Below are 19,982 nucleotides of genomic sequence, written 5' to 3'. Positions count from 1 at the left end.
TATAAAAAGTCATGTGGCCGAGTGGTTAGGTATGGGTCTGCAAAACCTTTTACGGCGGTTCGAATCCGCCCATGACGTCTTTAAAAGCTTGCCTGCGGGCAGGCTTTTTTATTTTCCTAAAAAAAGACCAAAAAGAAACGGGGATATAGCTTCCAGCCACATCCCCGTCATCTAAATTAACGCTCTCCTATATAAGACGACTAAATCATCCAATTATTGTATCCAGCGTAAAAAATATTATTGTTCATAGAACTCTACAGGTAATAAATCAGGATCTGCAATAAAAGTAAATCGTTTACCAGTAAACTCGTCCACTCTAATAGGCTCTGGCTCTACTCCTTTTTCTTTTAACCTGTTCATTACTTTTTCCAAATCCTGAACTTGAAAAGCCAGATGTCTTAAACCTACCGATTCTGGCCTGGAATGGCGAGCCGGTGGATTTGGAAAAGAGAAAAGTTCTATCACATACTCCCCATTCAGCGCCAGATCCAGTTTATAAGAATCTCTTTCCGCCCTATATACCTCACGGATAATGGTTAAACCCAATACATCCGTATAAAAATCCTTAGAAACATTATAATCGCTGCAAATAATTGCAACATGGTGAACTTTACTTAACATATAATTACTTTGTAGTAATGGTTAACTGATAAATCTGTCCTTTATTACCTGCTAACAGAATTAAGTTACCGCTTTTTGATTTTTGAATCACGTTCATGCTTACTACAGAAATATTATACCAGTTTCTACCGCCATCTGAAGAAACATCTGTTCCTGAACTTCCGGTAGCAACCAGTGTTTTATCGGTAATATAGGCAACTCCAGAACGATAGCCATCTACCGGTTTCGCTGGTTTTATCCAGGTTTTACCGCCATTGCTGGTCAGTAAAACATTGTTCTCATTTTCCTTATCTTTTAGATAGTCACCACCAACAATTACCCCATGGTCATCATCATAAAAATCCATAGAGAAGGGGCCGGTACTGCTTTCTCCCTGAAGAATCGGACATTCAAAAATTTGCCAGGTGGAGCCAAAATTACTGGAATAATAAATATTTGACACCTTACCTCCGGTAGCGATCCATACTTTCCCATTACCGAGGGTCTTAATTGTGGTTCCGCTGGCAGCAAAAGCAGCTTCACCCAGTCCCATTTTGGCTTGAAGGTTTTCAGAAATATCATTCCAGGAAAGGCCGCCATCAATTGTCCTCAACAATTGCATTTTACTATTGATGGGGTCACCGAATACAATCCCACGCTGGTCATTCCAAAATCCCATGCCATCTAAAAATATAGCAGAATCCAGGTTTTTATAACGCTCAGTCCAGGTTTTACCACCATCAGTAGTTTGTAAAATATAGGCTGGAGAACCTGCGTTTACCACAATTGCTTTATCTGCATCGAAGGCTTCAATATCTCTAAAGTCAAGTTTTTCGCGACCTTCAGGTTTAAGCCATTGCCAGGTTTTACCCCCGTCGGTCGTTTTGCCAATATGGCCATTGCTGCCACTTACCCAGGCTACCTGATCAGAAACTATACTCATTCCCCGCAGACTAGTATTCTCACCTGAAGTGACTGGAACCAGGTCGTAAGTTTGTGAAAATGAGTATAGAGGAAAAAATAATAAACAAAAAATAAGTCCTCTCATCTATTTAAACCTTTTCCAAACATCCGTCCTACCAATCAGTGAGAAACCGATATAACCTCTAACATTTAAATCCCCATTGCTTTTCAAGCTCATATTACAGCTGTAGGTTTTTCCTACTTTCGGGTCATAGATAGTCCCATCTACCCATTTACCATTGTCGTAAGCAAAGCCCTTCAGCATTTCAAGGCCTAATATTGGTCTGGATTTAAGGTTTTCAGCAGGATTTTTCACGTCTAGTTTAGGGTTGCCTTTTTCATCTTTCGGTTCCTTTAACCAAACGATTTTACCAAAGAATTGACTTCCTTTTTTAAAAATCTCAATGTGTGCTTCACCGGAAGAATTAACCCATTGTCCCAAAATAGCATCGCTCGTTTGAGAGAATCCGGAAAATGAAATTGCAGTGAATAGAAGTAACAGCGAAATGTATCTCATATTTCATATTTTAAATGTATCTAAAGTTACTAAATAGCCCCTAGATTATTGAAAGAACAGAAAAATTAACGCTTTGTTTGCTAGGCTGGTTTTTTATAAGGAATCGAGAATTTAAAATGACATCCTTTTCCAGTATCACTCTCCACGCTGAGCTGCCCATGTTGAAGGTCGATCAACTGTTTGCAGATGTAAAGTCCTAGTCCTGTCCCAGGTTTCCCTGAGGACCTGTTGGCCTGATAATACCTGGTAAAGAGTTTTCCCTGCTGATCTTTAGGAATACCTATTCCGGTATCGATGATGCTGACATTCAATTGCATTTGCTGTTCAGTCAGCTCAGATAGCTCTACTTTTACCACTACCCCACCTTGATCCGTATACTTCACTGCATTGTTCAACAAATTGATCATGATTTGCTTCAAGCGAAAAGGATCACCTTTAACGACGGCTTCTTCTGCTCCGCTAAATTCTGCAGTTAAAGAAATCTGCTTCCTTTCAGCAATGAAAGTCATGGCAGCAATCGTTTCTTTAATCTCTGCGCAAGGCTGGAAAGAGACAATATTCAAAGCAGTTTCTTTTTGATGATCAATTTTGCTGACATCAAGAATATCATTAATGGTATTCATCAGCATACTTGAGGATAAGTTGATGGAATTAAGTTTCTTCTTTTGATCATCATTAAGCGGAGTTCGGTTCAGAAGATAAATTAGGCCGGTGATGGTAGTCAATGGGTTTCTAATCTCATGACTCATAATGGCCAGCATCTCTGATTTTTGCTCTGCCAAAGCTACTGCACGTTCATTTTCACGAATGTAATTGTCTTCAGACTTCCCTGCTTTACGGATATAAATAATCAGCAGCACAATAAAAATCAAGATCATCAATATCGCTACCCCAGTAAAGCTATTCATATCATTTGTAGCCGATTGATATTGATTGAGCATTCCTGCCCTCGCCTTTTCCCAGTCGTTCAAATGAATATCTTTCAATTCCTGCACCAATTGGTGTAATTGAATCACCAAGCTAAGGTTTGCAGAAATGAGCTGTTGGTTGGATTTCGCTAACCGCCCATTTTCTTCATTTAGTTTCCGAAGAATATCTCCCTGAGAATTGTTCTGTTTTGTAAGTACAGAGCGGTTTACTGAGTCACGGATCTGCTTTTCACGATTGACTGTCACCACTTTAACAGATTGGGAACTTTCCTGTTTGTTTTCTATAGCATCTTGAAGACGTTTAAAAAGCCCTTTTTTCTTAGCTTCAGGTCTAATGACACGTACAGAAGTGTCTGCCTTACCAGTGCTTCTCTTTAGGGTAGTATTGAACTTATACTTTTCAATAATATCTTTTGAGGGTTGCCCTCCAATACTTTGAATATTCGTGATTCTTAGCAAAGAATCAAAATTATGTTTGAGACTAAAAATTTCATTAGAGATCAACAGCTTATCATTAAATGCTTTACCAAGCTGCGCTTTATTCGCAGATAGCATTCTTGTACTGTCCAGATCATATTTTTTGAGGATAACTTCGATCTGATTAAATGTTCGGGTCAGTTTAGTTTTATAATCTTCCAGCTTCTGACTCTCCCCATATAAAATCGCCTGCTGAAAATCACTTTCAGCCCCGTTTAAATCGAGCAGGATATTACTGATTTCCTGATTCTGTGCATGACCCCGCAATTGCTCTGCGAGCGTATCCAATTTTTTAAAGATGGAATGCCTCAGCAATAAAGATCCTGCGGCTATTAAAAAAGTGAAACCGAGAAATAAAACGAAAAGTTTACGCAGATTATTAGACGTTTCACCTGATTTGTTAACGAGCATAGTATGATGTAATGTTTCCTCCTAAAAAATTCATAAGAGCGCAAATTTATTAATATTTATCCGCTATAATAGAAGAAAGAACAGTAAATCAAGCAAATAAGCTCATGGAATGCTAACCTGGTTTAGCTAAAATCCTATTTTTCTCATCGTTAACTGGGTGATACATTAAGGGCTATAACTTCCCTATTCTGTGAATTTAGCCGACTTTTGGATCTTTGATAGGCTTCTTTAAGGCGTTGAAGGTCTTGCTTCATCTCTTTTCGAGCCGCTTTACGGTCGGAAGCATTCTCAAACTCAATACTTTTAAATACCTCTATGATTTCTTTACGCTCTAATTCATAATCTGATTTATCCAATGAAGCATCCATCTCAGTGGAAAAAGCCTCACTTTGTATGGCAAATTTAGACATGGAGGCCGCATCAATCAGACCCCCGTTACCAGGCATCACTGACCTCATTTGTTTGACCATTATTTTAGCCAGATCCTTTGGCATTTGTTTTTTAAGTTGCCTTTCCATTTTCGCCCATTCTTTAGCACTCGGTTCTTTTTTTGCTGTATCCACGGTAGGGATTGAGGCATCAATTATAGAAAGTTTACTTTTTACATTAGCGTTCGGATGACTTTCCACAGCATACAATTGGCTAAACGGCAGTAATGCCAGCATTGGAATGAGCAATCTTTTCATAATAGTCATATTAGTGTAAACTAATATAATCATTATCATAAAGATTAGTACAAAGAAAAAAGAGGAAATCAACATATATTGATCAAGCTTATCAGAAAAAAACATCCATTTACTGCTTTCATTAAGAAAAATGCTGAACTTCGCAGTTCCCCATTTTTAGGTATATAAAATTGCAGCTACAGAAAAAGAAAAGATGAATTTAATGAGAGAAGAAGAAGTGATCCTGGTTGATAAAAATGACAATCCAATTGGCACCATGCCAAAATTAGAGGCACACCTTAAAGGCGAACTTCACAGGGCATTCTCTGTTTTTATCTTTAACAGCTCTGGAGCATTATTATTGCAGCAACGCGCACTTGACAAATACCATTCTGCAGGAAAATGGACCAATACCTGCTGTAGTCACCCCAGACCTGGAGAACTTACTGCCGATGCTGCGAAAAGAAGGTTAAAAGAAGAAATGGGCATGGAATGTGAATTAAGACCTATTTTTAGTTTCGCTTATCGTGCTGAAGTTGAAAATGGGTTGGTGGAACACGAGTTTGACCATGTTTATTTTGGCAGCAGCGATACACTGCCTATTCCAAACCCGCTGGAAGTTGCCGATTTTAAATACATCAGCATGGAGGCGCTGGAGCTAGATTTACAAAACAATAAGGACAGCTATACGGAATGGCTAAAAATATGCTTTGATCAAGTGATGGATCAATACCGTAAAATATCTATATAGGCTTTATTCAAAACAAAGCTTGGTATAGCATAAAAAAAGCGCCCTGATTTTCATCAGGACGCCGATATCATTCAATTCGCTTATAAAGAAGCTAAAATAGTATTTAAAGTTTCGCTTGGACGCATTGCTTTATTTGCCAATTCATCATTTGGATGGAAGTAACCACCAATTTCTTGTGGTTTACCTTGGGCAGCAATTAATTCGCCAGCAATTTTAGCTTCATTCTCGCTTAATGCTTTAGCCAATGGTGTAAATCTAGCTTGTAAATCAGCATCTTTAGTTTGTTTTGCTAATTCCTGAGCCCAATACAAAGCCAGATAGAAATGAGAACCACGGTTATCAATTTGTCCAACTTTACGAGCTGGAGATTTATCATTAGCCAGGAAAGTTTCAGTTGCTGCGTCTAAAGTCTCTGCTAAAACTAAAGCTTTTGCATTGTTTTGTGTTTGACCTAAATGCTCTAAAGAAGCACCTAAAGCTAAAAACTCACCCAATGAATCCCAACGTAAATAACCTTCTTCGATAAATTGTTCGATGTGTTTAGGGGCAGAACCACCAGCACCAGTTTCGAACAAACCACCACCATTCATTAAAGGTACGATTGATAGCATTTTAGCTGAAGTTCCTAATTCTAAAATCGGGAATAAATCTGTTAAGTAATCACGCAATACGTTACCAGTTACAGAGATGGTATCTAAGCCTTTTCTGATTCTTTCCAAAGTAAATTTAGTGGCTTCAATTGGTGCAAGAATGCTAATATCCAAGCCTTCAGTATCATGATCAGCTAGATATTTTTTCACTTTTGCAATGATTTCTCTATCGTGTGCTCTGTTTTCATCTAACCAGAAAACTGCTGGCGTAGCTGATAAACGAGCTCTGTTTACGGCTAATTTAACCCAATCCTGAATTGGCGCATCCTTAGTTTGACACATGCGGAAGATGTCACCTTTCTCTACTTTCTGATCGAAGAAAACTTTGCCATCTGCATCTGTTACACGGATCGTTCCATTTGCTTTTGCCTGGAAAGTTTTATCGTGTGAACCATATTCTTCCGCTTTTTGAGCCATTAAACCTACGTTAGGTACAGAACCCATGGTAGCTACATCAAAAGCACCATTTGCCTTACAATCATCAATTGTTGCCGTGTAAACACCTGCATAACAACGGTCAGGAATTAAAGCAGTCGTATCTTGGGATTTACCCTCTTTATTCCACATCTGGCCTGAATTACGAATCATTGCAGGCATTGAAGCATCTACAATGACATCACTAGGCACATGTAGGTTAGTAATTCCTTTATCAGAATTTACCATTGCCAAGGCCGGGCCATTCTCTATTGCTTTAGCTAAATCAGCTTCCACTTCTGCCTGTTTAGGATGTCCAGCAATTTTTGCATACACATCACCTAAACCATTGCTCGTATCTACATTCAGTTCCTTAAATAAATCCGCATATTTAGCAAACACATCGGCGAAGTAAACTTCTACAATGGCACCAAAAATTAGTGGATCAGAAACTTTCATCATTGTTGCTTTTAAGTGAGCAGACAATAAAGTTCCTTCAGCTCTTGTGGCTACAATTTCTTTAGCTACAAATGCTTTCAAAGCAGCTAGACTTAAAGCTGAGCTGTCGATTACCTCACCTGCCTTTAAAGGAGCCAGACCTTTTAATTCAGCCACACTTCCATCTTCAGCAACAAATTCTATTTTAAACTGACTTGCATCAGCAAGGGTTAGAGATTTCTCTGAACCATAAAAATCACCTTCGCTCATGCTGGCTACGCGGGTTTTAGAATCTGCAGACCATGCACCCATAGAGTGAGGGTTTACTTTTGCATAATTTTTAACCGCTTTAGGCGCTCTACGATCAGAGTTACCTTCACGTAAAACCGGATTTACTGCCGAACCCAATACTTTGCCATATTTGGCTTTTATTGCTTTTTCTTCTTCAGTCTGTGCGTTATCTGGATAGTTTGGCAAAGCATAACCTTGTCCTTGTAACTCAGTAATGGCCGCTACCAACTGAGGGATAGAAGCTGAAATATTTGGTAATTTAATAATGTTAGCTTCTGGCGTGGTTGCTAATGCACCAAGCTCTGCTAAAGCATCACCTATTTTTTGATCGTCTTTTAAAAACTCAGGAAAGTTTGCTAAAATTCTACCTGCTAAAGAAATATCTCTCGTTTCTACATCAATACCTGCTGATGCGGTAAAAGCTTGTACGATTGGTAAAAGTGAATAGGTTGCCAACATTGGCGCCTCATCGGTTTTGGTGTAGATAATTTTTGATGTATTCGACATATTGATTTTTGCTTTATAAGATTAATTATTTGATAGATTTTTAATGGTAAACCTATCCATATTTTAAAATCGCCTAAATATAAAATAAACGATCGACTAAAGGAACATAGTAATGTATTTTATGGGATTAATATAGCCTGTAAATTGCATGTTTTTGACCGATATGGACAGAAGGTGATCAAGATGCTATTGCTGAGATGTAGCTTGGGAGCGAAATGGCTGAAAAGCAAAAAGCCTTAGATTTCTCTAAGGCTTAATTAAGTACCCAGAAGCAGATTCGAACTGCCACGCCTTTTCAAGCGCCACCCCCTCAAGGTGGTGCGTCTGCCAATTTCGCCACCTGGGTATTTCTATCGCAAATATATATTTATTCGGAGAATAAACTTAAACCATCGTAAGCTAATTTAATATTTTCTGGTAATTCGCATTCCACCTCCTCATGCAAGCCTAAATTATGGCTGATATGGGTCAGATAGGTCATTTCTGCCCCTATCTTTTGTGCAAAAGCTACTGCTTCCTTTAGTGTAAAATGAGAAATATGCTCTTCATGCTGTAATGCATTGATCACCAAAATCTTTGTGCCCTTTACTTTTTCAATTGTTTCTTCAGAAATCGTCTTGGCATCAGTAATATAAGTAAAATCATGAATCCGGAAGCCCAAAATCGGCAGCTTATAATGCATGATATTTAATGGAATCACGGTAGTATTGCCAATTTCAAAAGGCTGATTTGTAATCGTATGCAGCGCTATCTGAGGCAATCCTGGATAATGCGTATCTGCAAAAATATAGGAGAATTCTCTTTTTAAAGCATCCTGAACTCGTGTGGTCGCGTAGATGTCGATGTTCTTTTTCAGCAGGTAATTAAAAGGCCTGATGTCATCTAAACCCGCCACATGGTCTTTATGTTCATGTGTATATAAGATGGCATCCAGGTCTTTGACATTTGCGCGCAGCATCTGGTAGCGGAAATCAGGACCACTATCAATAACGATCGTCTTATCTCCCATTTCCAGCAGTACAGAAACCCTTAACCGCTTGTTTTTATGGTCTGCCGACTGACAAACCTCGCAATTGCAAGTAATCACTGGAATGCCCTGGGAAGTACCTGTGCCTAAAAATGTAACCTTCAAAATTGATGAGTTGAGACCATATCTTCAAAAATAACAAATTACCTTAAGTCTACAACCTCTACTCCAGGATACTTCTTAGCATCAAAAGAAAAAGTACTTTCCGGAACCTTCAGGTTGGTCACCATTTTGCTCACGTTATAGCTGTATTTGTTTCCGCCTTTATCAAAAATAACTACGGTACCAATCTGTTTTGCGACCTTATCAATTCCCAGACGGATCTTAAAATAAGATTTACTGACATCTATAGGGGCAAGATCAATCATCTGATAAACTTTGCCTCCAACCTTACTTTCGCCGGTATAACCGTATTTAAAGCCCTTTTCATAAATTGTAAATAGCTGAGCAGGATTTAATGCATCACCACTGTGGTCTGCATCTGTCACCTGTACCTCTTTATCTTCTTTTAAATAAGTCCATTGTGTTTTACCATCGCTGATCAGTTCCTGATTCGTCATCGTTACACGGTACTTATTAGTTTTCGCTTTGACGATGATAGTCCCTCGCTGACTATCTTTAAGTTTAGCTTGCGGGTTGTCTAAAGAAAAGGTAAAGTCTGCCTTAACCACATCAAAAGAACGATATTTCTTACTTACTTCTGCTAATATTGCTTTTGCCTTCGCATCCTGCTGTGCGTAACTGGAAAATCCAAAACCTGTCAATACCAGTAACGACCATATTATCTTTTTCATCTATTTCTATTTCGGATTAGTTATTCTTCAGGTCATTCAAGAACTGTTCCAAAGCATAATCGTCTGGAATCAGTACCTCTCTGGCTTTACTACCTTCAAAAGGTCCAACCACACCTGTGGCTTCCAGCTGATCAATGATCCTGCCTGCCCTGTTATAACCCAATTTCAACTTCCTTTGAATCAACGAAGTAGAACCTTGCTGATGCATCACAATTAAGCGTGCAGCATCTTCAAACATCGAGTCACGGTCTTTAGGATCGAAGTCCAATTTCGCCGATTCTGCAGCTTCATCTACATATTCAGGCAGCTGATAAGCCTCCGGATACCCCCTTTGATTGCCAATAAATTCCGAAATACGATCTACCTCTGGTGTATCCACAAAAGCACACTGCAAGCGGATCAGGTCATTTCCTGTAGACAATAACATATCTCCTCTACCAATCAGCTGATCGGCACCGCCACTATCCAGGATCGTTCTGGAGTCAATTTTCGACAATACCCTAAAGGCCAAACGGGCAGGGAAATTCGCTTTAATTGTACCCGTAATGATGTTTACTGAAGGACGCTGCGTAGCCAATACAAGGTGAATCCCTATCGCACGTGCCAGCTGCGCCAAACGGGCAATCGGCGCTTCCACTTCTTTACCAGCAGTCATCATTAAATCCGCAAACTCATCCACAATCAATACAATGTATGGAAGGAAACGGTGTGAATTATTCGGATTCAGTTTTCTTTTGATAAACTTCTCATTGTATTCCTTCAGGTTTCTCACCTGAGCATCTTTCAACAAATCATAACGCTGATCCATTTCAATACACAAAGAGTTCAGCGTATTGATCACCTTTTTGGTATCCGTAATAATCGCATCTGCTTCTCCTGGAAGTTTAGCCAGGAAGTGACGTTCAATTTTATTGAACAAGGTTAACTCTACTTTCTTAGGATCGACCAGTACAAATTTCAGCTGTGAAGGGTGTTTCTTATAAAGCAGCGAAACCAGAATGGAGTTGATCCCCACCGATTTACCCTGCCCCGTAGCACCAGCCACCAATAAATGGGGCATTTTCGCCAAATCACCAATATAAACCTCGTTGGAAATGGTTTTACCCATGGCAATTGGCAGTTCCATAGTGGTGGTCTGAAATTTCTCTGTGGCCAGAATACTCTTCATAGACACCATTTCTGGGTGTAAATTAGGTACCTCAATACCAATTGTACCTTTTCCTGGCATTGGAGCAATAATCCTGATTCCCAAAGCCGCTAAACTTAAAGCGATATCATCTTCCAGGTTTTTAATCTTGGAAATCCTCACTCCCGGTGCCGGTATAATCTCATATAAGGTGACCGTTGGACCAATCGTTGCTTTAATTTTATCTATCTCAATGTTGTAATGAAGCAGCGTATTGACAATTTTATTCTTATTCGCTTCCAATTCGTCCGTATTCACAGGAATCTTGTTGGAACCATAATTCTCTAATAAATCCAGACCAGGATATTTGTAACTCGCCAGATCTAAAGTAGGATCATAATTACCAAACTGTTTCACCAGCTCATCAGAAGTTTTCTCATCCTCCGACTTTTCAATCACCAATTCCAATTCTGGTTCTTCCTCTGGCACTAATTCTGGTGTAAGCTCTAATTCCGGTTCAGGAGTAGGTGTAATTTCCATAGGCATCGTTACTGCCGACATTACTGGGGCTGGTGGCAATACTGGCGGTACCGGTGGAACAACAGCTTCAGCTGGACTTGGAGTTACCGGAGTAGTTTCCAGCTGTATATTAGCCAATGGTGAAGCTGCCGGTGAATTTGAAGCACGATATGCTGGAATGGAGTCTCGCTCCAATTCCCGCTCTTCAGCTTCTTCAAACCTGCTGGAAGGCCTGATCGTTTGCTGCTCTCTTTTTTGATCTCTTGCCAACCGGTCATTTAAAGTAAACTCTACCGGCTCTGAGCGCATTTCATTATCAGTCCCTAATTCCTCTTCTTCTGAAAGATCAGGTAAAATCATTTCCTTTTTCTTCCTTTCCGGCAATTTAAAGTCAATATTATAGGCAATGATCAGGATTGATAAGCCCAAAAAGCCAATTAATCCAGCTACGCCAGCCTTTCCAATTTGTGCGGTCAGTAATTTATTCGTCCAATACCCAAACTCCCCTTCGAGAAAATGCGGAGCATCGCTGATAAAGGAATGCGCAAAACCAAGGGTTAAAGAGATGAACAATAAAAAGAAAAGGCTATAAGCCAATGTTTTTTCAATAGAGAATATTTTCACCTTAAACAGGAGGCGGTAGCCGATCACAAAGAATACAAAGATGAATAAGAAGGAAGCTAAACCAAACCATTCATAAATAAACTGATGTGCCAGTAAAGCCCCGATTTTACCTAGCCAATTAGACACCACTGGATTGATATTTACCTGCTGTAGCTCTTCGTAGGTCTTAAAAAGATTACCCCATCCGCCATTAGCATCGATTACATAACTGTGGTCTTCCTGCCAGGTAAAAAGGTAAGAAGTAAAAGCAATTAGAAAATATAAAGACAATACCACAAACACTAACCCGATGATCTTAAACAACCTGCCATTCTGAAAATCCAGGCGCGGCATGATGTTAAATCTTTCTGTTGATGGTCTGGACGTTGTTGACTTCGAGCTCTGTTTATCGCCAGATTCGTTTTTAAACGAATTGGACCTGAATTGATTTCCCCTTACCGACATTTTTCGTGACTAATATTATACACAACAAATATAAAACATATCCTTGTATGTACTAAGTTATTATAAATACATTTAAACGTATACTTATTAAACAAAAATTCTTAACTGCTTAAATAGAGAAACCCAGCCATCATTTCAATACCGATTAAACCTTCTAACGCAATCATAGTCATACCTGTAGCGTTTAAGTTTTAATTAGAGATAAGTTTTGTTTTAAGGTTAATCCCAGCAGGTATTTTTATCTGCTGGGATTTTTTTTATGTTGATATCATTTAAAATTTGTTAATTTATTCCCGTATTTTAAGATCTAAATCTAACAATGGACATCTCTCAGCTCGAAACGCTAATAGAAACAGACAATAAACAAGAGATTTCTGATTTGCTGACCAAGCATCCGGAACTAACCAGCCAGGAAACCAGTCATGGGATATCACCACTACTACTCGCTTGTTATTATAAAAAACCTGTCACTGCAGGGATAATCGCCGGCTTTGTGAAAAACATTACGCTTTTTGAAGCCTGTGCACTAGGTAAATTTCAGGAAACAGATCTTTTACTGGCACAGCAACCGGAACTGCTCAATAAAACTTCAAAAGATGGCTTCACTGCCTTAGGACTAGCCGCTTATTTCGGCCATGAAGAAATCACCAGACTATTGCTTTTCAAAGGGGCGGACGCGAACATTCCTGCCAGTAATGGATTCAGCGTTTTCCCAATTCATTCCGCCGTTGCGGCAAAAAGCTTTGCCATTACCAAAATGCTCTTAGAGGCGGGTGCCGATGTAAATGCCAAACAACAAGCAGGACTAACCGCATTACATGCCGCTGCACAAATTGGAAATATAGAGATCATTATCCTCTTACTGGAACATGGAGCAGCTTTAGACATTAGAATGGAAGGCGGCAAATTGCCAACAGACCTTGCTGATGAAAAAGGATTTCCGGAGATCGCGGCTATTTTGAAAGTTTAAAGCTTTCCAAACCAAAGGCAAAAGATGATAAATGAAATTAAACATCCCAGATGCGTAGCCTGATTTTTTTTACATAATGTCTCACATCCAGCACCAAAGCGGCTAGAACGTAAAAGATAATTGGAAAACCAACTGCCAGAAAAGAAGAATAAATAAAAAACAACCTGATTTTACTGATCGATATGTTAAATCGTTCAGCAAGATAGGTACATACCCCAAAACTTTGCTTTTCAAAAAATGTAATGATACGTTGGAACATCTTATTGGTTTAATATCTTGATTCCGATACCACAATTTAAGCATTTTTTTTGAGCACAATAATATTTATTTAGTTGAAGGACTGCTTGCGAGAAAAAAGCGTTCTCTATCACTACACCCGCTTGCTGGTAATGGCTGATGATTACATTGCTTTCGGCAGGCATTTGTTCCAGCAGCTGCAAGCCACGATTCATCAAATCCGGCTGATCTGAATATTTACCGTAAGCCGCTGCAAAAAGACAAACGGCATTCATGATCAGGTGTAAAATGGAGCGCTGTCCCAGTTGAATTTCTACTTTTTTTGTCTCTTTTTGAAAGTGATAATGGGTTTTCCAATAAGGATTGACAGGAAGCTCTTGCAGCAGCTGCTTTAATTCCGGCAATTCTTCCAGCTCAAGCACCCTGGAAAATAAACGATCTGATTTTAACAGCAAAGCGCAAAATTGCGCCAACCTTAAGGTGGGGAAATTTTGCGGCCGCATTCTCAAAAATCGCCAGGCCCCCACTCCAATAGGTGTCAATCCATACTTTTTTTGTAGAAACTGGTATTCTTTTTTCAATTTCCGGGGATAGGCGTCTATGAAAGTTCCCACTAAAAACCCGGCCTGTCCAAATACCAAAGCTTCCACCTGAGAAGGATGATCCAGGTGTTTCCGAATCACCGACAAAGGCAATGAAGTCGCTAAAAGTTCAAAAGGAATCTCATTCACCTTAAAACCGAAGCTTTTAGCCAGGAAATGATAAAAAGTACCTTCCCAATCTCCCTTTACTTTAGCCAGGTGATCAAACACCAAATCCGATTTTTGTGCCAATCGCTCAATCATCATTCTGGATAAAAAACCGTTTATGACGATCGGATCTATCCTATGAATTTGTTTTTCGCAGGGAAAAGAATGGATAGAATGAACTAGTCCTTCATAATGCTGTAAAAGGCTTTCTGGAAACAGGTCTTTCAGGATCAGCACCGGAATCAAGCTGCCATCCTTCCGGTAAATCACCTGATCATGCTCATAAACCACATGTAAGATCACGGCATCATAGGCTGGATCATCCTGATGACCATGCAACAACCAGTCGGATGACTTCAAATGGATTTCTACATCACCAATCCAGGTACGGTCGCCGATACACAGTTTTGCTTGATTAAAATCCGGCCCTGCATGCTTATTGGCCATTCCAACGCCCTTGATACACAAGCGCTCCCCTGTGGTACAAAACAGATTCAGTACCTGGAACAGTCGGAATTGCCAGATAAAATGAAGAAAAATTTCAGGGAATCTCATATAGTCTAATTTAACTATAAAGACCTGAATTATCACCAAAGAATAAAAAAATTATTTCCTTCTATAATTCGTAATAAATACCCCGGTAATAATCAATACCGTTGCGATGACAATATCTTTCGTAATCACCTCATCTAAAATCAGCCAGCCCAAAAACAAGGCAATCACTGTATTAAAATAAGTAAGGATAGAAACCTCTGTAGGCGAAACCCTTTTTAAGGCGTAGTGATAGCAGAAAAAAGTCAATACAGAACCAAATACCGCCAGGTAGGTTACTGCCAACAGGCTATGCAAACTCCAATTGCTCAGCGAAGTAGTTCCTGAAAACAGGAAAGCCAGCGCAAACTGCGCTACTGCCGAAAATGCAAACTGATAAAACAGGTCCAGTAAAATATGATCTGACTTATGGCTATTTTTCTTCGTATAAATTGTGCCGATGGTCCAGCCACCGATGGCGAAACAAAGAAACATGATCCCCGTTTTATAATTTGGATCCAGCAATTCACTAAGGCCATCCCTAAAAATAAACACTACCCCAAGAAAAGCGATCATGACCCCTATAAAGCCCTTCCAGCTTGGTTTTTGTAAACCAACAGCCACACAGGCCAGAAAAACGACCAGAGGATTTAAGGAATTCAGCAGGGAAGTTAAACCACTGGAAATCGTTTCCTCTGCCACGGTCACCATGCCATTGGCCATCACCACCATTAACGTAGAGAGTACGATCTGACGACGCAGGTAGGGCCAGCCCATCCAGGCCAGTTCTTTTCTATAGATCAAAATAGTCATCAGGATCAAAGAAGCGATGGTTTGTCGCATCGCTGCCACAAACCAGGCAGGAATGGTCTCTACCGCCACACGAATACTAAGGTAGGTAGTCCCCCATACAATGGCGACTACCAATAAAGCCCCGATCAGCTTTAAATCGGTCTTTTGGGTCATATCAATTTCGCAGCCAATAGAATTGCTTCCATTTCCCGCTGTAATTTCAGTGCTTCTTCTCTTGCACGTTCTGCAAAATCTTCCCCTTTACTTGCATAAATAATGCCTCTGGCAGAATTCACCAATAAACCACACTCTTTATTTAAGCCGTACTCGCACACATCGGCTAAACTTCCGCCTTGCGCGCCAACCCCTGGTACCAACAAGAAATTATCCGGTGCCAGTCTTCTGATATTTTTAAATTCTGAACCCCTGGTTGCCCCAACCACATACATCAACTGCTCACTGTCTGCCCATTGAGAAGAAATACGAATCACTTCTTCGTATAATTTTCCTTCTGGAGTCTGGTGTAATTGAAAATCACTATGACCAGCATTGGAAGTCAGTGCCAATAAAATCACCCATTTATCTTTGTAATTTAAGAACGGGCTTACGGAGTCCTTACCCATATATGGTGCCACGGTAACCGAGTCAAAACTCATGTCCGACTTAGCCTCATTGAAAAAAGCATCTGCATACATCGCAGAAGTATTGCCGATATCTCCCCTTTTTGCATCTGCAATACTGAAAATATCTTCCGGCATATATTGCCAGGTTTTGATCAATGTTTCCCAACCTTTCAATCCCATACATTCATAGAAAGCAGTGTTCGGTTTATACGCCACACACAAATCTTTCGTAGCATCAATAATCTGCTTATTGAATTCTAAAACTGGATTTTCGTATTTTAGAAGGTGCGGAGGGATATTTTCTAATACCGGATCAAGCCCAACACACAAAAAAGATTTTTTAATCTGGATCTGCTCAAATAGCTGTTTTTTATTCATCTATGCGTAATTTTGTGTGCAAAGATGCCAAATTTCGTAGGCATTTAAGTCTTGTTTTTAAACTTTTCAATGTAATTTTTATAAACATTTGAAAGTTTTTCTTGGAGATTAATTTACAAATACATACAATTGTGGCATAATTCCCTAAAGTTTATCTGACCATTCCAGAAAATCCCATAAAATTTTGTTCAATACCATCTTTTATAAATGCATTTTTTGCTCTGTTCAATTGGATAAACAATTTTTTTTAAAATATTCTCTACACCCATATAATGTTTAACAAAACAGAATTAAATGAAAAGCTCACCGCCGAATTGCGGGAGATAGCTAAAACTCAAGGTATCCTAAATGCCGATGAGTTGCGTAAAGCTGAACTGGTTGAAATCATCTCTCAAATGGCAGAGCAAGAACCAGCTGCTGCACCTGTTGAAAGTGAAGCACCTGCAAAAGCGCCAAAAGTGAAAGCTGTAAAAGAAAGCTCTGCTGAAAAATCTACCAGAAAAAGGATCAGAATTACGCCTAAAGAGGAAGAAGAAAGCAAGAACAGCAACTTTAACAGAGCTGCATTATTCGAAAGTGAGCCATCCCAGGCACAATCGAAAGCACCAGCACCAACACCAGTTGCAGAAGAGAAAATTACTAACGCTCCAGTATCCGCTCAGGATCAAGCTGCAGCACCAGCAACTGCTGCAGAAGTAAGAACCGAAACGGCAGCAAATCCTCAAACGGAAAACAAAAAACAACGTCCGGTAAGAGAAGACAACAGGCCACAAAAAACACCTAGCCACAACGCCAATCAGAAACAAACCGAAAACAGCTATTCAAACCTGGATTTCGACAATACCATCACCAATGAAGGGGTATTAGAGATTATGCCTGATGGTTACGGTTTCTTAAGGTCTGCGGATTATAATTACCTGTCTTCTCCGGATGATATATATGTATCACAATCTCAGATCAAACTATTTGGTTTGAAAACTGGTGATACCGTAAAAGGAAGTATCCGTCCTCCAAAAGAAGGCGAGAAATATTTCCCATTAGTGAGGGTAGAAACCATCAACGGACGTTTACCTGCTGATGTAAGGGACCGTGTTCCTTTCGACTACCTGACGCCATTATTCCCTACAGAAAGATTAAACCTGTTCACTGAAAGCAACAACTATTCGACTAGAATCATCGACTTATTTACCCCAATCGGTAAAGGACAGCGTGGTCTGATCGTTGCACAGCCAAAAACTGGTAAAACTAATTTACTAAAAGAAGTTGCAAATGCGATTGCTAAAAACCATCCAGAAGTATACCTGATCATTTTATTGATCGATGAGCGTCCGGAAGAGGTAACAGATATGGCAAGAAGCGTAAGAGCTGAGGTCATTGCCTCTACTTTTGATGAGCCTGCAGAAAGACATGTTAAAATTGCCAATATCGTTTTGGAAAAAGCAAAACGCCTGGTAGAATGCGGTCATGATGTAGTGATCTTATTAGATTCCATCACCAGATTAGCCAGAGCTTACAATACAACTGCTCCTGCTTCAGGAAAAATATTATCAGGTGGTGTGGATGCCAATGCATTGCACAAACCTAAGCGTTTCTTCGGTGCAGCTCGTAACATCGAACGAGGCGGTTCATTAACCATTCTTGCTACTGCTTTAACAGATACCGGTTCGAAAATGGACGAGGTAATCTTTGAAGAATTTAAAGGAACTGGTAACATGGAATTACAGTTGGATCGTAAATTATCTAACAAACGTATCTTCCCTGCTATTGACATTACGGCATCAAGTACGCGTAGAGACGATTTACTACACGATAGAGACACTTTACAACGTGTATGGATCTTACGTAATCACCTGGCCGACATGAATGCTCAGGAAGCCATGGAATTTGTACAACAGCAAATCCGAAATACAAAAACTAACGAAGAGTTTTTGATTTCTATGAATAGCTAATTTGAAATGATCATAAAACAGATACCCAATGCCATTACCTCCGCTAACCTGTTTAGTGGATGTATTGGTATTGTTTTCGCATTTAACAACGATTTAAGACTGGCTGCCCTTTGTATTCTGATTTCCCTGTTCATCGATTTTTTTGATGGTTTTGCTGCACGCCTGTTAAAGGTGAGCGGACCTATGGGTAAAGAACTGGATTCTTTGGCAGATATGGTGAGCTTTGGCGTGTTGCCCTCAGTGATCCTGTTCCAGATGGCTCCGAAAGCTACATTTATATACGGGAACTACTCCATTCTTTCCTACCTGGCCTTTTTTATAGCTGTATTTTCTGCCTACCGACTGGCGAAATTCAACCTTGATACCAGGCAAACTGATAAATTTATTGGCGTACCCACTCCGGCCATCTCCGCAGTGATTGCATCCGTACCATTTATCTATGAAAGTGATTCTTTTTATTTAGACAGTTCTACGACTACCATAGCATTATACCTGGCTTTTATTCCCCTGGCATGCTATTTATTGGTCAGTGAAATTACACTAATCGCTTTAAAATTTAAAAGCTTCGGCTTTGCTGAAAATAGCTTCAGATACCTCCTGATCATCGCTTCTATCTTATTATTAGTGATCTTCAAATTTGTGGCGATCCCACTTATTTTAGTATTATATATCGTTCTATCCATTATAGAGAATAGAACGACAAAAGTTAAAGCCGTTTCTTAAGATCGGCTTTAGCTTCATCCAGCTGTCTGTACAAGACTGCAACAAATGCGTTAAGCTCTTCAAATGCAGCTGGCAATCCTTCAATATTAGTGAGTTCTCTGGCATTTCTTTCCATCATCTGCATGTGGTCTTTCGCATCCTCGCGTCCCACATACGCAAATGTAGGTTTGATTTTATGCGCACAGCTCGATGCCCTTGCCCAATCTTCATCTGCTAATGCCTTACCCAGATCCGCCACGTAAGCAGGCGTCTGTGATTTAAAAAGGTCTAACATCTCTATAATAAATTCGGCGCTATCCCCAGACATATCTTTCAGATAAGTAAGGTCAAGTGGTTCGTTGTTCTTATTTGGATCGATCATTAAAACAAATCTAATAAATTAAATTTTTGTTACAGTTAAATTATCCTCTAATATAGCTAATATTTCTGATACCCGTTTTCCGATAAGGGGATGAATTATCTCACCTGCAATCTCTGCTAAAGGAACCAGTACGAACTTTCTATATTGTAACTGAGGATGAGGTATTTGAAGTTCTTCACCCAGATCTACTATTTCCTCTCCATAGAAAATTACATCAATATCAATCAGTCGCGCCCCCCATTTTTCCTTCCTCACCCGACCCAATTCTGCTTCAATTCCCAGTACCGCTTTCAAAACTTCCAGCGGACTCAACGTAGTTTTCAGCCCTACAGCCAGATTTAAAAAGGCAGGCTGATCGGTTTTTCCCCAGGCTGCTGTCTCATAAAATGACGATTGCGCAAATACCGCACCAACCTGATTTCCAATTTCTACAATGGCCTCTGTTAACAGCGCTTCCCGATCCCCCAAATTACTTCCCAGTAACAAATAAACATTTTTACTATCCAACTCCATATAAAAGCC

The 19,982-nt window shown here is 39.7% G+C and carries 19 protein-coding genes and 2 tRNA genes; 5 read left to right on the top strand and 16 right to left on the bottom strand.

All coding sequences use genetic code 11. The features are described 5' to 3' along the window. Positions 1–7 precede the first annotated feature (7 nt). Positions 8–78 (top strand) — tRNA-Cys (locus K7X70_RS06265). Positions 79–237: 159 nt separating this feature from the next. On the opposite strand, the gene gloA2 is transcribed toward K7X70_RS06265, so the two are convergent. The 5 genes from gloA2 to K7X70_RS06240 all read right to left on the bottom strand — a co-directional run bounded on the left by gloA2 (position 238) and on the right by K7X70_RS06240 (position 4,583). Beyond that, complete coding sequence (gloA2, locus tag K7X70_RS06260; RefSeq protein WP_222536241.1) at positions 238–621, bottom strand: SMU1112c/YaeR family gloxylase I-like metalloprotein; 384 nt, start codon at positions 619–621, stop codon at positions 238–240. Positions 622–625: 4 nt separating this feature from the next. Next, a complete protein-coding gene (locus K7X70_RS06255) occupies positions 626–1,543 on the bottom strand; it encodes a WD40/YVTN/BNR-like repeat-containing protein (protein WP_255606944.1) in 918 nt (305 codons plus the stop codon). Positions 1,544–1,648: 105 nt separating this feature from the next. Continuing rightward, the gene (locus K7X70_RS06250; protein ID WP_062547355.1) at positions 1,649–2,080 is read right to left on the bottom strand and encodes a DUF2147 domain-containing protein; all 432 of its coding nucleotides are present in this window, start codon (positions 2,078–2,080) and stop codon (positions 1,649–1,651) included. Positions 2,081–2,160: 80 nt separating this feature from the next. Then, positions 2,161–3,774 carry a sensor histidine kinase gene (locus tag K7X70_RS06245; RefSeq protein ID WP_222536239.1) on the bottom strand — a complete coding sequence of 538 codons (1,614 nt, stop codon included), beginning with the start codon at positions 3,772–3,774 and terminating at the stop codon, positions 2,161–2,163. Positions 3,775–4,046: 272 nt separating this feature from the next. Beyond that, positions 4,047–4,583, bottom strand: a complete 537-nt coding sequence (locus tag K7X70_RS06240; RefSeq protein WP_222536238.1) for a hypothetical protein — start codon at positions 4,581–4,583, stop codon at positions 4,047–4,049. A 193-nt stretch (positions 4,584–4,776) separates the two neighbouring features. On the opposite strand from K7X70_RS06240, the gene idi reads away from it, so the two are divergent. Further along, a complete protein-coding gene (gene idi / locus K7X70_RS06235) occupies positions 4,777–5,313 on the top strand; it encodes an isopentenyl-diphosphate Delta-isomerase (protein WP_255606943.1) in 537 nt (178 codons plus the stop codon). Positions 5,314–5,393: 80 nt separating this feature from the next. Here the strand turns inward: idi and K7X70_RS06230 are convergent, their stop codons facing one another. From K7X70_RS06230 to K7X70_RS06210, 5 genes are all read right to left on the bottom strand, one after another. Continuing rightward, a complete protein-coding gene (locus tag K7X70_RS06230; RefSeq protein WP_222536237.1) occupies positions 5,394–7,613 on the bottom strand; it encodes an NADP-dependent isocitrate dehydrogenase in 2,220 nt (739 codons plus the stop codon). Positions 7,614–7,875: 262 nt separating this feature from the next. Then, positions 7,876–7,959 (bottom strand) — tRNA-Leu (locus K7X70_RS06225). Positions 7,960–7,980: 21 nt separating this feature from the next. Beyond that, positions 7,981–8,745 (bottom strand): MBL fold metallo-hydrolase, encoded by a 765-nt coding sequence (locus tag K7X70_RS06220; protein WP_222536236.1) that lies wholly within the window; start codon positions 8,743–8,745, stop codon positions 7,981–7,983. Positions 8,746–8,783: 38 nt separating this feature from the next. Continuing rightward, positions 8,784–9,434: an outer membrane lipoprotein periplasmic chaperone LolA1 gene (gene lolA1 / locus K7X70_RS06215; RefSeq protein WP_222536235.1), complete on the bottom strand. Its 651-nt coding sequence runs from the start codon at positions 9,432–9,434 to the stop codon at positions 8,784–8,786. 16 nt (positions 9,435–9,450) lie between these two features. After that, positions 9,451–12,147 carry an FtsK/SpoIIIE family DNA translocase gene (locus K7X70_RS06210; RefSeq protein ID WP_222536234.1) on the bottom strand — a complete coding sequence of 899 codons (2,697 nt, stop codon included), beginning with the start codon at positions 12,145–12,147 and terminating at the stop codon, positions 9,451–9,453. Between the two features lie 319 nt (positions 12,148–12,466). Between K7X70_RS06210 and K7X70_RS06205 the strand changes: the two genes are divergently transcribed. Then, positions 12,467–13,117, top strand: a complete 651-nt coding sequence (locus K7X70_RS06205) for an ankyrin repeat domain-containing protein (protein WP_222536233.1) — start codon at positions 12,467–12,469, stop codon at positions 13,115–13,117. A gap of 37 nt (positions 13,118–13,154) precedes the next feature. Here K7X70_RS06205 and K7X70_RS06200 read toward each other — a convergent pair whose 3' ends face one another. Genes K7X70_RS06200 through pyrF form a run of 4 tightly spaced genes read right to left on the bottom strand, consistent with a single transcriptional unit; the run spans position 13,155 to position 16,427 of the window. After that, positions 13,155–13,376 (bottom strand): PspC domain-containing protein, encoded by a 222-nt coding sequence (locus K7X70_RS06200; RefSeq protein ID WP_222536232.1) that lies wholly within the window; start codon positions 13,374–13,376, stop codon positions 13,155–13,157. A 1-nt stretch (position 13,377) separates the two neighbouring features. After that, complete coding sequence (locus K7X70_RS06195; protein ID WP_222536231.1) at positions 13,378–14,658, bottom strand: DUF2851 family protein; 1,281 nt, start codon at positions 14,656–14,658, stop codon at positions 13,378–13,380. Positions 14,659–14,709: 51 nt separating this feature from the next. Next, entirely contained in the window at positions 14,710–15,600 is an 891-nt protein-coding gene (locus K7X70_RS06190) for a DMT family transporter (protein ID WP_222536230.1), read from the bottom strand. Next, a complete protein-coding gene (gene pyrF / locus K7X70_RS06185) occupies positions 15,597–16,427 on the bottom strand; it encodes an orotidine-5'-phosphate decarboxylase (protein ID WP_222536229.1) in 831 nt (276 codons plus the stop codon). The genes K7X70_RS06190 and pyrF overlap by 4 nt, the downstream gene beginning before the upstream one ends. A 272-nt stretch (positions 16,428–16,699) precedes the next feature. Between pyrF and rho the strand changes: the two genes are divergently transcribed. Both rho and pssA read left to right on the top strand, forming a co-directional pair. Further along, entirely contained in the window at positions 16,700–18,376 is a 1,677-nt protein-coding gene (gene rho, locus K7X70_RS06180) for a transcription termination factor Rho (protein WP_222536228.1), read from the top strand. Between the two features lie 6 nt (positions 18,377–18,382). Then, on the top strand, positions 18,383–19,099 hold the full coding sequence (gene pssA, locus K7X70_RS06175; protein WP_222536227.1) for a CDP-diacylglycerol--serine O-phosphatidyltransferase: 717 nt from the start codon (positions 18,383–18,385) through the stop codon (positions 19,097–19,099). Here pssA and K7X70_RS06170 read toward each other — a convergent pair. After that, positions 19,083–19,460, bottom strand: coding sequence for an Hpt domain-containing protein (locus K7X70_RS06170; protein ID WP_222536226.1), 378 nt, complete (start codon positions 19,458–19,460; stop codon positions 19,083–19,085). The genes pssA and K7X70_RS06170 overlap by 17 nt on opposite strands. An 18-nt stretch (positions 19,461–19,478) precedes the next feature. Further along, the gene (gene folK / locus K7X70_RS06165) at positions 19,479–19,973 is read right to left on the bottom strand and encodes a 2-amino-4-hydroxy-6-hydroxymethyldihydropteridine diphosphokinase (protein WP_222536225.1); all 495 of its coding nucleotides are present in this window, start codon (positions 19,971–19,973) and stop codon (positions 19,479–19,481) included. Between the last annotated feature and the right edge of the window lie 9 nt (positions 19,974–19,982).

It is taken from the genome of Pedobacter polysacchareus (assembly GCF_019802255.1).
Taxonomy (GTDB): Bacteria; Bacteroidota; Bacteroidia; order Sphingobacteriales; family Sphingobacteriaceae; genus Pedobacter; species Pedobacter polysacchareus.
Note: the sequence above shows the minus strand (reverse complement) of the source record. Positions and strands in the feature narration are given on the sequence as shown.